13 protein-coding genes and 1 pseudogene are annotated in these 13,699 nt (G+C 72.8%); 6 read left to right on the forward strand and 8 right to left on the reverse strand.

Annotated features, from left to right (window positions below; translation table 11 throughout):
- Window positions 1-119 precede the first annotated feature (119 nt).
- Window positions 120-998 (reverse strand): aldo/keto reductase, encoded by an 879-nt coding sequence (locus tag NYF13_RS03195; RefSeq protein ID WP_315654014.1) that lies wholly within the window; start codon window positions 996-998, stop codon window positions 120-122.
- Window positions 999-1,098: 100 nt separating this feature from the next.
- Between NYF13_RS03195 and NYF13_RS03200 the strand changes: the two genes are divergently transcribed.
- Window positions 1,099-1,740: a DNA-binding response regulator gene (locus NYF13_RS03200; RefSeq protein ID WP_315654015.1), complete on the forward strand. Its 642-nt coding sequence runs from the start codon at window positions 1,099-1,101 to the stop codon at window positions 1,738-1,740.
- Between the two features lie 386 nt (window positions 1,741-2,126).
- Complete coding sequence (locus NYF13_RS03205) at window positions 2,127-3,017, forward strand: hypothetical protein (protein WP_315654016.1); 891 nt, start codon at window positions 2,127-2,129, stop codon at window positions 3,015-3,017.
- A gap of 73 nt (window positions 3,018-3,090) precedes the next feature.
- On the opposite strand, the gene NYF13_RS03210 is transcribed toward NYF13_RS03205, so the two are convergent.
- From NYF13_RS03210 to NYF13_RS03240, 7 genes are all read right to left on the reverse strand, one after another.
- Window positions 3,091-3,840: a phosphoglyceromutase gene (locus NYF13_RS03210; protein ID WP_315654017.1), complete on the reverse strand. Its 750-nt coding sequence runs from the start codon at window positions 3,838-3,840 to the stop codon at window positions 3,091-3,093.
- A 457-nt stretch (window positions 3,841-4,297) separates the two neighbouring features.
- Window positions 4,298-5,188: a DUF4349 domain-containing protein gene (locus NYF13_RS03215; protein ID WP_315654019.1), complete on the reverse strand. Its 891-nt coding sequence runs from the start codon at window positions 5,186-5,188 to the stop codon at window positions 4,298-4,300.
- A 66-nt stretch (window positions 5,189-5,254) separates the two neighbouring features.
- On the reverse strand, window positions 5,255-5,767 hold the full coding sequence (locus NYF13_RS03220; RefSeq protein WP_315654021.1) for a YbjN domain-containing protein: 513 nt from the start codon (window positions 5,765-5,767) through the stop codon (window positions 5,255-5,257).
- Window positions 5,764-7,068, reverse strand: coding sequence for a D-inositol-3-phosphate glycosyltransferase (mshA, locus tag NYF13_RS03225; RefSeq protein ID WP_315654023.1), 1,305 nt, complete (start codon window positions 7,066-7,068; stop codon window positions 5,764-5,766). The genes NYF13_RS03220 and mshA overlap by 4 nt, the downstream gene beginning before the upstream one ends.
- Window positions 7,069-7,094: 26 nt before the next feature.
- Complete coding sequence (locus tag NYF13_RS03230) at window positions 7,095-7,916, reverse strand: alpha/beta hydrolase (RefSeq protein ID WP_315654025.1); 822 nt, start codon at window positions 7,914-7,916, stop codon at window positions 7,095-7,097.
- A gap of 3 nt (window positions 7,917-7,919) precedes the next feature.
- Complete coding sequence (locus NYF13_RS03235) at window positions 7,920-9,104, reverse strand: Ig-like domain-containing protein (protein ID WP_315654027.1); 1,185 nt, start codon at window positions 9,102-9,104, stop codon at window positions 7,920-7,922.
- A 181-nt stretch (window positions 9,105-9,285) separates the two neighbouring features.
- Complete coding sequence (locus NYF13_RS03240; protein WP_315654029.1) at window positions 9,286-10,347, reverse strand: UDP-N-acetylmuramate dehydrogenase; 1,062 nt, start codon at window positions 10,345-10,347, stop codon at window positions 9,286-9,288.
- A gap of 90 nt (window positions 10,348-10,437) precedes the next feature.
- Between NYF13_RS03240 and NYF13_RS03245 the strand changes: the two genes are divergently transcribed.
- From NYF13_RS03245 to NYF13_RS36660, 4 genes and pseudogenes are all read left to right on the forward strand, one after another.
- Window positions 10,438-10,938 (forward strand): DUF2505 domain-containing protein, encoded by a 501-nt coding sequence (locus NYF13_RS03245; protein WP_315654030.1) that lies wholly within the window; start codon window positions 10,438-10,440, stop codon window positions 10,936-10,938.
- A gap of 509 nt (window positions 10,939-11,447) precedes the next feature.
- The gene (locus NYF13_RS03250) at window positions 11,448-12,212 is read left to right on the forward strand and encodes a class I SAM-dependent methyltransferase (RefSeq protein ID WP_315654031.1); all 765 of its coding nucleotides are present in this window, start codon (window positions 11,448-11,450) and stop codon (window positions 12,210-12,212) included.
- A 165-nt stretch (window positions 12,213-12,377) separates the two neighbouring features.
- A complete protein-coding gene (locus NYF13_RS03255; protein ID WP_315654032.1) occupies window positions 12,378-13,193 on the forward strand; it encodes a VTT domain-containing protein in 816 nt (271 codons plus the stop codon).
- A pseudogene (locus tag NYF13_RS36660) lies at window positions 13,111-13,698 on the forward strand (hypothetical protein); the annotation flags it as partial. The gene NYF13_RS03255 and the pseudogene NYF13_RS36660, both read left to right, overlap by 83 nt.
- Window position 13,699 lies beyond the last annotated feature (1 nt).

Here is a 13,699-nt window from a genome sequence, read left to right on the forward strand (position 1 = left end):
CCGGAAGCCCCGTCGTGAGGCTCGTGACACCTGTGGGCGACATGTTCGCCCTGGGGTCAGGCCCTGTTCACCCGATCGAGACATTGGCCGCCGATTCCCCCGCGCCCGCGCCGCCGGGCTCAGCCGACCGTCAGCTCGGCCAGGTCCTGCTCGGTCAGCCGCAGCGCACCGGCCGCGACGTTCTGCTCGAGGTGCCCGACGTCACCCGTGCCCGGGATGGCGAGCACGTGCTCGCCCTGCGCGAGGGTCCACGCGAGCCGGATCTGCGCCGAGGTCGCGCCGTGGCGCTCGGCGACCTTGGCCACCTGCTCCTCGACCCCGTTCTGCCCGCTGGCCACGGCGAAGAACGGCACGAAGGCCACGCCGTGGGCCCCGCAGAGCCGCACCAGCTCGTCGTCCTCGCGGCGCGCGGTGAGGCCGTACTGGTTCTGCACGCAGACCACCGGCGCGATGGCCTGGGCTTCGGCCAGGTGCTCGGGGCCGACGTTGGATATGCCCAGCTCGCGGATCAACCCGGCGTCGCGCAGTTCGGACAGCGCGCCGAAGTGCTCGGAGATCGGGCCGGTGCCGCGCTCCAGCCCGCCGCCGATCCGGAGGTTGACCACGTCGATGTGGTCGCGGCCGAGCTGGCGCAGGTTTTCCTCGACCTGCCCGCGCAACTGGTCGGGCCGGGCGTGGACCCACTCGCCGGACGGGTCGCGGCCCGGGCCGACCTTCGTGGTCAGCACGAGATCGTCGCCGTACGGGGCGAGGGCGCTGTTGATCAGCTCGTTCGCCGAACGCAGCGGGCTGAAGTAGAACGCGGCGGTGTCGATGTGGTTCACCCCGAGCTCCACGGCCCGGCGGAGCACGGCGATGGAAGCGGCGCGGTCCCGGGAGACGGCGCCGCCGGGGTCGGCGGCCGGCAGGCGCATCGCGCCGAAGCCGATCCGGTTCACGGTCAGGGAGCCGAGCGGCCAGGTGCCAGCCGCGGCGGCGGGAAGTGCGGTCGGTGTCATGCCTCCAGCGTTGCCTCGGACCTTCGCCGCCGCCCGTTTTGGCAGGAAGCTGCCACCCCTCGGTGGGACCCCGGCCACCCGATGGCGGAGACTGGCGGACGTGACCAAGGTCGATGACGTGGTGACGGTGCGCGGGGAGCGCGAGCTGCTCGCGCGCGTCCAGCACCTGTTCGCCGCAGCCAAGGAAGTTTCGTGCGCCGCGAACGATCTGAGCACCTGGGCGGCCACCCACCCGACCCCGCTGCGGACCGACCACACCCCCGGCCGCAAGGCGCGCAAGATCTACCTGCCCCGGGTGCTGCTCGACCCCGCGAGCGCGGCGCACCTGCGTGAGATCACCCGCCTCGGCGCGCAGGTGCGCATCGCCGAGCAGGAGATCAACGAGACCATCCTGCTCGACCAGCGCGTCGCCATCCTCGCCGCGGAGACGACCCCGGACGGGCGCAGCTACACCGTGCTGAGCCGCCCCGACCTGGTCAACGGCATCAGCTCGCTGTTCGAAGTGGCCTGGCGCGCCGCCACGGACGTCGCCGTCTACGACCTGCGCTACGCCGAGCTGCGGCAGCTCACCCCGCAACTGCTGGACCTGCTCGCCTCGGGCTGCACGGACGAGTCAGCGGCCCGGACGATGAACGTCGGGCTGCGCACCTACCGCCGACGCGTGGCCGAGCTGATGGCCGCCCTCGGCGCGACCTCGCGCTTCCAGGCCGGCGCCCGGGCCCGGGAGGCCGGTCTCCTCTGACCGTCCCGCCGACCCGGCCGGCTGCTCCGGTCCGCGTGGGCTGGTGCGAGTGGGCCGGTGCGAGTGGGGTCGGTGCGCGGGAAGGGCCCAGGTGCCGGAGCGATTCGAACGGAATGGTCCACTGGGATGAATCGCCTGGCCCACCGGATCGAACCACCCGGACCGGCTCGACCCGATCCGGCCGGGCCCGTCCGACCCGACCTCGAAGATCCGGAGCCGCACCCGCGATGACCCAGCCCCCCGGCGGCCGCTGCCTCCGCCCGCACCCGAGCACCCGCTTGGCCAGAACCACCGTGGCCAAGACCGCCGTGGTCAGGACCACCGCAGTCAGGACCACCGCAGTCAGAACCGCCGTGGCTCGGTCGGCGGCAATCGTGGCCGTCGCGGTGCCGGGACTGGTGGGTTGCGGCGGCCCCTCGGACCCGCCGCCCAGTGCTCCGGTCACCCCGGCGAGCCCGGCCCAGCCGAACCTCGCATTCGTCGACACCCAGGCGACCACCGAGGCCGCGGCCGGGGTCAAGAAGGCGGTCGAGACGGTCTTCAGCTACGACTCCGCCCAGGCCGCCGCCGTCGCCGAGAACGAGCAGCAGTACCTCACCGGCGCGGCGCGAGGCGAATTCGACCAGACCTTCGCCCAGGTCAAGACCAGCCCGGTGCGGACGAAGACCCAGGTGCTCGACTCCGGCGTACTCGAGCTGTCCGGCGCCGGCGCGAAGGTGCTGGTCGTGGCCGGGCAGCAGAGCACCGGGCCGGGCGGGCAGCAGAACTCCGCCACCGCGATCATGCTGCTCACCGCGACCCGCGCGAACGGGAACTGGCTGCTGTCCCAGATCCAGGTCTCGCCCCGGGCGGACGCCGAGCCGTCCGGGGCCCCGGCGAGCCCCTCGGCGACGGCGCGCGACACGGCGCTCGCGGCGGCGCGTCGAGCCGCCGCCGTCCTGCTCACGGTCGACGCCGCGAAAGCCGATTCCGTGTTCGACGCCTACGAGTCCGTGGCCACCGACCCGCTGCTCTCCCAGTTCCGCGAGACTCGCGCGCACACCGTCGACGGGATGAAGCAGAGCGGGGCGAAGGCTTCGCTCGACCCGGAGTCCGTCGCCGCCGTCACCTCGCTGAGTGCCGACGGCACCCGGGCGGAGGTGCTGCTCGGCGGGCTCGTCAACACCCAGCAGCAGGGCGGTGAGGAGCAGCGTCAGATCCCCGCGCGGCTGACCGTGGTCCGCCAGGGCACCGCCTGGAAGGTCTCCGGCCTCGACACCGTGACGCCCGGCTCGTAGCCGCTCGAACCGGAAAGAGGGGCCGTCCGGCCGATTCCGGCGGGAAGACCCCTCTCGAGGAGCGTGAAACGGCTCAGCGGCCCTGATTGGCGACCGCCGCGGCGGCCTCCTCGGCCGCTTCCGGGTCCAGGTAGAGCCCGCCCGGCTTGACCGGCTTCAGCTCGTCGGTCAGGTCGTAGCGCAGCGGGATGCCGGTCGGGATGTTCAGCGCCGCGATGTCGGCGTCGGAGATGCCGTCGAGGTGCTTGACCAGCGCGCGCAGCGAGTTGCCGTGCGCGGCGACCAGCACGTTCTTCCCGGCGCGCAGGTCCGGCACGATCGCCGACTCCCAGTACGGCAGCAGGCGGGCGACGACGTCCTTCAGGCACTCGGTCAGCGGGGCCGTGTCGCCGAGGTCGGCGTACCGCGGGTCGCCGGCCTGGCTGAATTCGTCGGCCGGGTCGATCGCCGGCGGCGGGGTGTCGTACGAGCGGCGCCAGAGCATGAACTGCTCCTCGCCGAACTCGTCCAGCGTCTGCTTCTTGTTCTTGCCCTGCAGGGCGCCGTAGTGGCGCTCGTTGAGCCGCCAGTCCCGCTTCACCGGGATCCAGTGGCGGTCGGCGGCGTCCAGCGCGATGTTCGAGGTGCTGATCGCGCGGCGCAGCAGCGAGGTGTGGACGACGTCCGGCAGCAACCCCGCCTCGGCGAGCAGCTGCCCGCCCTGGCGGGCTTCGCGTTCGCCCGTCTCCGAAAGCGGCACGTCCACCCAGCCGGTGAACAGGTTTTCCGCGTTCCACGTGCTCTGCCCGTGACGCAGCAGCACCAACGTCCCAAGTTCGGCCATGGGCACAGCCTGCCAGAACGGGCTGGAGACCGGGTTGGCGCGTCCGGTTGAGCGGCGCCCTACCCAGAGTATGTTACCCGAGAGTAACACTGTCACCCGTTGAGAACACTGCTCGTCAACTAGGGCGCGATCGGGTGCAACGCGCTGCACTCCGTTATCCCGCTGAGCAAAAATCACTCGAACGGACTAACCAGTAGTCTTGTGATTACAGGTGGACATCTGACAGGTTTGACGGGTCCCGCCCAGCCGGATCCACGCACTCCCCGGCTGACGGCGGGCCACGACCGCGGCTCGTCTCCCCCCCCTGCCGAGCCGCGGCCCGCCGGCCCCGTTGGCATCCCCCTCGTCACCGGGTCCATCGGCGGGAACTTCAGCGGAGCGGCTCGAGATCGCGACTCCCCCCTCCCTCGAGCCGCTCCGCCTTTCCCGGCCGGGCCCACCGGCCGGCGCCGCCCGGCTATTCGGCCGGCTTCGGCGCCCCACCGCCCAGCCGCGTTCGCCGCCGCTTCCGCAGCCAGCCGGTGAGCAGCCCGAGCGGCAACCCGATCAGCACGACGAACGGCAGCACCGCGCCGAGCCCGGTCAGCAGCCCGCCGGAGAACACCCCGAACGCGTCCCAGCCGCCGGCCAGCCCACCGAGGAACCCGCCGTTGCCGTCTCCGGCCGCGGTGGCAACGGTGTCGGCCTTCACCGACAGCACGACCGTCGCCATCGCGACGCTGCCGTCCAGGGCCTTCTTCTGCTGCTCGAGTGAGTCCAGCGTCGCCTCGCGCTCGGTCAGCTCACTCTCCAAGGAGGCGATCTCCGAGATCGAGGCCGCCTTCGCCAGCAACGCCCGGATCCGTTCGACGCTCGCGCGCTGCGTCGCCAGCCGGGCGTCGGTGTCCACGACCTGCGAAGTGACGTCCTGGGCGCTCAGCTCGCGCCGGGTGACGTCCCCCAGGGCGGCGAGCTGGTCGAGCACCCCGTCGAGCTTCTCGGCCGGTACCGCGAGGCTCAGCGTCGCCGAAGCGTCGACCGTGCTTTCCTGCCCCGTGTAACCACCGGCGCCGGCCGCGATCGCGCGCGCTCGCCCGACGACGTCGTCGAGCTTCGGGGTCTTCACGTCCAGCCGCGCGCTGCGGGCGAGCTTGCGATCGGTGGTCCCGGGCCGGGCCACCGATGGACCGGCGGCGCCCTTCGCGGTTCCAGGAGCGACCACACCTCGGCTCGGCGCGGCCCCGCCCGGATCGGCCGCCACCCCGCCACCGGCGCTCGACGGGGAGTCCCCGTCCGAACCGCACCCCGCGAGCACCAGCACCAGCCCGGTGCCGGCCACCGCCAGCGAACGTCTCCATCGGCTGCGCACCCGTCTCTCCCTCCCGTCGGCGGGAAGGGGACGGCGACGCGGTTCAGCGCCGTTGCACGCCGGTGGTCACGACTCGGTCAAGCCCGGTTCGTGCGGGGTGGCGGGCTCCACCAGGTGCTTGAACGCCTGCAGGTTCGCCAGCGACTCGCCGCGCGAGACCCGCCAGTCCCACTCGCGCTTGATCGAGGTGGCGAAGCCGATCTCCAGGATCGTGTTGAAGTCGCCGTCGGCGGCCTCCAGCACCTGGCCGAGGATCTTGTCCAGCTCGACCTCGGTCACCCCCTCCTGGCCGAATCGCCCGACCAGGTAGATGTCGCCCATGGAGTCCACTGTGTAGTGCACGCCGTACAGCCTCGCGTTGCGCTGCAACAGGAACCGGTAGACCGCCTCGTGCTCCTCGTCCGGACGGCGGCAGACGAACGCCTCCACGGAGAAGGCGTGGTCGCCCTCGACCAGCCAGCAGTTGGTCTGCAGCTTCTTGGTCCCGGGCAGGGTGACGAAGTACTTGCCCTCGCCGCGCCGGTCGTACTGCAGACCAGCGTCGTCCAAAGTGGACTTGATCGTGGCGTCCAGGCTCACACCGCCACCTCCGCGCGCAGTTCGAGGGCGCTGCGGAACGCCCTGGTGGCTTGAGCATAGATGTCCAGCAGCGAATCCGTGGTCCGGCTCCAGGAGAACCGCCGCGCGTGCTCGACCGCGTTCGCCGCCAGCTCCCGGCGCCGGTCCGGACGCAGTGCGAGCGCGGCCAGCGCGTCCGCCCACTCGACCGCGCCGTGCGAGGGCACCAGCAGCCCGGAGACCCCGTGCACCACGGCCACCGGCAGCCCGCCGACCTCGGCCGCCACCACCGGTGTCCCGCAGGCCTGCGCCTCCAGCGCGACCAGCCCGAACGACTCGTTGTAACTCGGCACCGCGACCAGGTCGGCCGCGCGGTAGACCTCCGCCAGCGCCGGCCCCGGCTGCGGTGGCAGGAACCGCACCTGGTCCTGAATGCCGAGCGAGACGGCCAGCTCACGCAGGGCCCGCGGCTGCTCCAGCCCGGTGCCCGAGGGCCCGCCGACCACCAGCACCACCAGCCGCGGGGCCAGTTCGGGCCGTTGGCGCAGCAGCTCGGCCGCCGCGTGCAGCAGCACGTCCGGCGCCTTCAGCGGCTGGATCCGGCCGGCGAACGCCAGCACCACGGCGTCCTGGGGCAGGCCGAGCGCCGTCCGCGCGAGCGACTGCGAGCCCGGGGTGAACCGTTCGAGGTCGACCCCCGGCGGCACGGCGTGCACCGCCTGCGGTGCGGCCCCGTACAGCTCGACCAGCTCACGCGCCTCCACCGGGGTGTTCGCCACCAAGCAGTCCGCCTCGGCGACCACCTGCTCCTCGCCCATCACGCGGGTCCGCGGCTCCGGCTTGTCCCCGCCGGCCAGCGCGGCGTTCTTGACCTTGGCCAGCGTGTGCGCGGTGTGCACCAGCGGCACCCCCCAGCGGTCGCGCGCGAGCCAGCCGACCTGGCCCGAGAGCCAGTAGTGCGAGTGGATCAGGTCGTAGTAACCCGGCTCGTGGAACGCCTCGGCGCGCAGCACCCCGGAGGTGAACGCGCACAACTGCGCCGGCAGCTCTTCGCGGCTCAGCGGCTCGAACGGACCGGCCTGCACGTGCCGCACGGTGACCCCCGGCGCCAGCTCGGCCAGCGGTGGCTGGTCGGAGGAGGTGGCCCGGGTGAACACCTCGACCTCGACGCCGCGGCGGGCCATCGCCTGGGCGGTCTGGCTGACGTACACGTTCATCCCGCCGGCGTCGCCCGTCCCGGGCTGTTCCAACGGCGAGGTGTGCACCGACAGCACCGCGATCCGGCGCGGCGCACCCCGATGTCCCTGCAGGGAGCTGGTCACCTGGTCACTACTTCCTGTACGGCTGGCTACTGGCCTGTTTCGCCGGCGAACTGCCGCAGCGCGGAGTTGAACTCCCCCGCGTCCTCCACGAACGGCAGATGCCCGGCGTCAACGAACCAACGCTGAACCGCCCCCGGAATCTTCCCGGCCGCGTAGTCCGCCGCCGAAGGGTCCACCACGCCATCGGCCGTTCCGTGCAGCACCAGGGCCGGTTTGTCCACCGCTTGGAGTACCGCGGCGCTGTCCACGTCCCGCTTGAACAGGGCGGCGCGCACGGCGGGCGGCACGGCCAGCGCGGCGCCGAGCAAGGCTTGGGCGTAGGTGCCGGGCACCTGGCCGGCGGCCAGGCCGCGGGTGAACCCGACCAGCGCGGGCACGGCCACCGCGGGGTCGTCCGACAGCGCGGCGGGCAGGGCCGCCCGCATCACGGGGCCGATCCGCCCGCCCGGCCGGCCGCGGCCGATCTCCGTGATCGCGCCGGTCAGCACGATCCCGCTCAGCCGGGCGGAACCGTGCACCCGCAGGTAGTCGGTGAGCACCAGTCCGCCGTAGGACCAGCCGACCAGGATCGCACCGGGACCGGCGAAGTCGAGCACGGCGGCCACGTCGTCGGCCCACTGGCGCGGGTCGTCGTAGCCCGCGGACGGCACGTCGGACGCGCCATGGCCTCGCAGGTCCATCGCGACCAGGCGGAACCGCTCGGTCAGCGCCGGGTCCGCGAACTGCGCGGCCCAGGACCGGGACGACTGCGCCCAGCCGTGCACGAAGACCAGCGGGCGCGAGTTCTGGGCACCTTCGACGCGCAGCGCGATGCGCACCCCGCTGGTGCCGACGACTTCGGTGTTCACGCCTTACTTGTTAGCAGACAAACCCTTCCAGGTGGGCCAGTCGTAGAACCAGTCTTTGACGTCGGAGCTGGTCGGGCTCGGCAGCCGCGAGCCGGTGACCTCCACCGGGTCGCCGACCAGGGCCGAGTCGTAGAAGTCCTTGGCGTCCGCGTCGAGCAGGTTGACGCAGCCGTGGGAGTTGTTGGTCTTGCCGATGGCCGCGGCGTTGTCCTGGTTCTCGTGGATGTACTCGCCGTGGTTGGAGATCCGGCAGGCCCACTTCTTGTTGACGTTGGTGTAGCCGTAGCGCGCGTTGTCGAACCGCGCGGTCGGCTCCTTCGACATCACGATGAAGGTGCCGTTCGGGGTGTTGCGGTCCACGTCGCTGTCCAGGCCGTTGCTGCACGGGTAGCTCTTGTGCTCGGAGCCGCCGCGGTAGACCTTCATCACGTGGTCCGGGGTGTTGACCTTGACCACCTGGTTGCGGCCGATCTTGAACTTCGTGGTGACGTCGGACCGGCCGTAGGCCCCGTTGCCGAGGTCGACGCCGTAGAGGTTGGCCTCGACGCTGACCGTGGTGTTCTCCGGCCAGTACTCCTTGGGCCGCCAGTCGACCTGCGAGGCCGAGATCCAGCCCCAGGAGCCCTCGACGTCGGAGTCCGTGGTCACCTTCAGCGCCTTTTCGACGGCCGCCCGGTCCTTCGGCGGCCCGTCCGGGAACTTCACGCTGATCGGCATCGCGACGCCGACGTGCGCGTTGTCCGCCGGGTTCAGCGTGGCGCGCAGCTTCTTGGCCGGCGCGATGGTCTGGAACGAGCCCTTGAGCTCGGCCGGGCGGTTGTCGGTGCCGGTCGCCTTGGCCGCGTAGGTGTAGGTCTTGCCGTACCCGAGCTGCTCGGAGCTGGTCCAGCTGAGCCCGTCCGCGGCCAGGTCGCCCTTGACGGCCTCGCCCTCGGGGTTGGTCACCGCCACCTCGGTGAGCTTGCCTTCGGTCACCTTGACCACCACCGGCTCGCGCACGTTCGCGTCCTTGGCGTCGACGGCCGGGGTGGCGGTGATCTTCGCCACCGGCGCGACCGGCTCGCCCCCGTCCTCACCGCTGCCGCCCTGGGGCAGCGCGGTGCCGTCGTTGCTGCCCGAGCACGCCGCGACCAAGGCCGCCGCCCCCGCCGCGAGCGCCGCCTTGAACACCGAGCGCCGTTCGATCACCGTGAAACCTCCCGTTACCCCCGCCCCGGCCGATGCTTCCACGCTGATCAGCGCCGGGGAGCGATTCGACGTTACTCGCAGGCGGGAACTTCACCCGCTTTGGCCTTGTCGACAAGACGCTTTGGCGTCTGGCCGGGTTGTCGTTCAGGTCGCATTTGACTGTCCTCGAGCAGCAACCGGGTCAAAGCGAGCAGCCGATCAACAGCGGTTCGGGGTGCAACGTGACGCCGAAGCGCGCCTCGACGCCGTCTCGGACTTCGCCGGCCAGGGCGAGCAGATCGGCTGTCGTGGCGCCGCCGCGGTTCGTGAGGGCGAGCGTGTGCTTGGTCGACAGCGAAACGCGCCCGCCCGGTCCGGGGTGGCCCTTCCCGAAGCCCGCGCGCTCGATCAACCAGGCGGCGGACAGCTTGGCGCCCCCTTCGGCCGGGTACTGCGGAATCGCGACGTCCGCACCCACCGCTTCGCCGATGCGCGCCAGCACCGCCTCGACGTCCGCGGACGCCACGATCGGATTGGTGAAGAACGAGCCCGCGCTCCAGGTGTCGTGGTCGGCCGGGTCGAGCACCATGCCCTTGCCCCGGCGCAAGCCGAGGACGGTCTCCCGCGCGGTTGCGGCGGGGACCTTCGCCCCGATCTCGACCCCCAGGGTGCGGGCCAGCTCGGCGTAGCGGACGGGCGCGGAGCGGCCCTCGGGGTCGACCCGGAACCGGACGCTCAGCACCACGCCGGCGTCGGTGCCCTTCAGCACGCTGGTGCGGTAGGCGAAGCCCAGCTCGCCGGCTTCGACCGTGCGGACCTCGCGCGCGGCGCGGTCGTAGAGCTCCAGCGAGACGAGGGATTCGGCCACCTCGCAGCCGTACGCACCGACGTTCTGGATCGGGGTCGCGCCGACCGAGCCGGGGATGCCGGACAGGCATTCGAGCCCGCCGAGACCCGCGCCGACCAGCCCGGCCACGAACTCGTCCCAGCCCTGCCCGGCCGCCACCTCGACCACGTCGCCGTCACGGGTCCAGCCGGTGTTCGCGACCTGCACGAGCGTGCCCGCGAAACCCTCGTCGGCCACGACCAGGTTCGAGCCGCCGCCGAGCAGCAGCACCGGCTCTCCGGCGGCATCGGCCGCCCGGACGGCGGCGACGAGGTCTTCGCCGGTTTCGGCCCGCACGAACCGGCGGGCGGGGCCGCCGAGCCGCAGCGTCGTGTACTCGGCGAGGCGGGGCGGAGCGGCGGGGGCGGCGGTGTTCACGCTGGCCAAGGGTACTTGTGCGGGGCTCGGCCGGTTCCGGCCGTCCGGAACGCGCACGGGCTGTCGGGGGTGGCCGGTACTGTCCGACCCATGGGATCCCGGATCGAGCACCGTGCTGAGTTCTCCGCCGGACTCGCGGCCGTCGTGGCCGCGGTGTCGGGCGAGAAGGCCCTGCTCGCGCGCCTCCAGGAGCTCGGCGGGGACGACGCCGAGCTCCTCTCGTACACCGCCGAGGGCGACGTCGTGCGGTTCGAACTGCGGCAGGGCATCAAGGCGGCCAAGCTGCCGCAGGCCGTGCGCACCCTGCACAAGGGCGACCTGATCGTCCGGCGCGGGGAGAACTGGCGGCGCTCCGGCGACGGTTACATCGGCGGCATCGAGGTGAACGTCAGCGGGGTGCCCGGCGAGATCGCCGCACGGACCTCGCTGTCGACCTCGGGCGAGCGGGTGACCCAGCGCACCGACGGTGAGGTGACGGTCCGCATCCCGCTGTTCGGCGGCAAGATCGAGAGCGCGGTGGCGGACCAGGTGACCACCCTGCTGCGGCGCGAGGCCGAGTTCACCGCCCGCTGGCTGGCCGAGCACGCGTGAACCGTGAGGTCCCCCCGGCCTCGGCAACCGGCGGTTCGGTGGGCCGGACCGTCCGAGACACCGAGCCGAAGCCGGTGGGCCCCTCGAACCGAAGCCCCAAGCCGAACCCAGCGGGCGACCCCACCTCGGGCACCCAACCCCAGCCGATCGATGACCCGCGCCGAGGCACCAAGCCCGCTCCCGCAGTCCACCCCGCTCGCGGCACCACACCGAACCCGGCAGGCACCCCCACCCGCAACACCAAGCCCAGCCCGGCCGATGACCCACGCCGAAGCACCAAACCCGACCCCGCAAGCCATCCCGCTCGCGGCACCACACCCCACCCGGCACGCACCACCACCACCCGCAACACCAGAACCAGCCCGGCAAGCGCCCCCACCCGCAACACCAAGCCCAGCCCGATCGATGACCCCCGCCGAAGCACCAAACCCGACCCCACAAGCCACCCCGCTCGCGGCACCACACCGAACCCGGCAGGCACCCCCACCCGCAACACCAGAACCAGCCCGGTGGGCGCCCCCACCCGCGGCACCACCAACCCGAACCGGCTGCGGCGGGTCGACCGCTGGCTGGCCCGGGACCCGGCCGTCGGCCGGCTCCTGCGCCGGACGGTGGACCCGCTGGTGGTCGACCTCGGTTACGGTGCCTCGCCGGTCACCACCGTCGAGCTGGCCCGGTGGCTGACCCGGGTGCGGTCCGGCGTCCGGGTGCTCGGGCTGGAGCTGGACCCGGAACGCGTCGCCCGCGCCCGCCCCGCCGCTGACCCGCCCCGACTGGACTTCCGCCGCGGCGGCTTCGAACTGGCCGGCACGCGCCCGGTGCTGGTGCGCGCGTTCAACGTGCTGCGCCAGTACGACGAGGCCGAGGTGGCCGGCGCGTGGGCGCTGATGCTGGCCGGCATGCCCGCGGACGGGATGCTCGTGGAAGGCACCTGCGACGAGATCGGCCGGCTGTCCACGTGGGTGACGGTCACCGCGGCCGGCCCGGTGTCACTGACCCTCTCGGTGCGCCTGGCCGAACTGGACCGGCCGTCCACTGTGGCCGAAAGGTTGCCCAAGATCCTGATCCACCGCAACATTCCCGGCGAACGCATCCACGAACTCTTGTCCACTATGGATTCCTGCTGGGCTGCGGCCGCGCCGCAGCGCTCGTTCGGCGCCCGCGCGCGCTGGACCGAGACGGTCCAGCGGCTCGCCGCCCGAGGCTGGCCCCTGCTCGGCCGCCCGGGGGCCGGGGAGCTGACCGTACCGTGGGCCGCCGTCGCCCCGCGGTGACCACCAGGACGGCACCGAAATCGCCCTGAGCCGGCCCCGACCTCGGAGTGACCCGACGTCACCGACCACGGCGGAAGACCGGCATCCGGGTAGGAAACCCACGTGTTCACCGGCCGAACGCCGTTCCGTCACCCCCCGTCGACCTGTGGTGATCACGATGAGCGGGTGGAACTGCTGGAGCACGTCACCGAGCTGCTGCGCGGCGCGCTCGGCTCGCCGTGGCTGTGGGTGATCGTGTTCGCCGTGGCCGGGTTGGACGCGCTGCTGCCGTTCATGCCGAGCGAGACCACGGTGGTGCTCGTCGCCGTGCTGCTCGGGCCGGATCCGCGGTGGCTGGCCACGCTGGCCGCCGTCGCGACGGCCGGGGCGTGGGCCGGGGATTGCCTGGCCTATTCGGTCGGGCGGGCGGCGGGGCCGCGGGCCCTGGCCCGGCTGCAGCGGGGACCGTCCGGGCGGCAGCGCTACGAGTGGGCCCGCGCACAGGTGCGGCGGCAGGCGCCGTTGCTGATCGTCGCCGCGCGGTACCTGCCCGGTGGGCGCGTGGCCAGCGCGCTGGCCTGCGGCAGCCTCGGCTACCCGCCGCACCGGTTCGTGCCGCTGGACGCCGCGGGCGCCGCGCTCTGGGCCTGCTACAGCGTGCTGATCGGGCTGGCCGGCGGCGCTGCCTTCGCGGACGAGCCGGTCAAGGGCCTGCTGCTGTCGTTCGCGCTGGGGCTGCTGCTGGTCACCCTGATCGAGTCGGGACGGCGGCTCCGGCTGCACGCGCTACGTTCGGCCCATGGACCCACGGAGCCCGCGGCGGACGCTCGACCGGCTGGAGACCATCGACATCCACGGCGACCGGCTGAAGGCGGCGGCGCTGGCGGCGGGACCGGCGGCCCCGGTCCGGAACTGTCCGAACCGGACGGTCCACGAGCTGGTGACCCATCTGGCCCGGGTGCTCTCCTCCGGCATCGCTGCGAGCACCGGCCGGGTGGCTGAGCAGTCGCCCCCCGCGGACTGGACGGATCTGCTCGGTTACTGGGACGGCCAGCGGCTCGCCGCGCGCGAGGCCCTCCGGCGTCCGGCCGAAAGCCCGGTCCGCTCGCCGTTCCCCCGCGGCGGTGCCACGCTCACCACGGGTGAGCTGGTCCGGCGGCTGGCGCACGAACTGGCGATCCGCCGGCTGGACGTGGAGAGCGCCCTGCCCGAGCCGCCACCGACGCGCTACACCACTGCGTTCGCCCTCGACGGGGTGGACGAGTTCCTCACCTTCGTGCTGCCCCGGCGCGAACCGTTGCCCGGCCGCGAAAGGATCGTCCGCGTCGAGACCGAGGGACGCTCTTGGACGGTCGCGCTCCCCGAAGGCGAGCCGACCGGCGATGCCCGCCCGGACGTCACGCTCAGCGGCCCGGCCGACGACGTCTACCGAGCCCTCTGGGGCCGCCCGCACCACGCCCGCACCACCGGCGAAGGCACCCTTCTGGAGCCCCTCGCGTCGCCCTGAC

The organism is Amycolatopsis sp. PS_44_ISF1, from assembly GCF_032335455.1.
Lineage (GTDB): Bacteria > Actinomycetota > Actinomycetes > Mycobacteriales > Pseudonocardiaceae > Amycolatopsis.

Bases quoted from the DNA above. Each gene is read 5' to 3' on its own strand.
- NYF13_RS03245 (WP_315654030.1), top strand. From the start codon at position 10,438: ATGGGATCCCGGATCGAGCACCGTGCTGAGTTCTCCGCCGGACTCGCG.
- NYF13_RS03195 (WP_315654014.1), bottom strand. From the start codon at position 998: ATGACACCGACCGCACTTCCCGCCGCCGCGGCTGGCACCTGGCCGCTC.
- NYF13_RS03210 (WP_315654017.1), bottom strand. From the start codon at position 3,840: ATGGCCGAACTTGGGACGTTGGTGCTGCTGCGTCACGGGCAGAGCACG.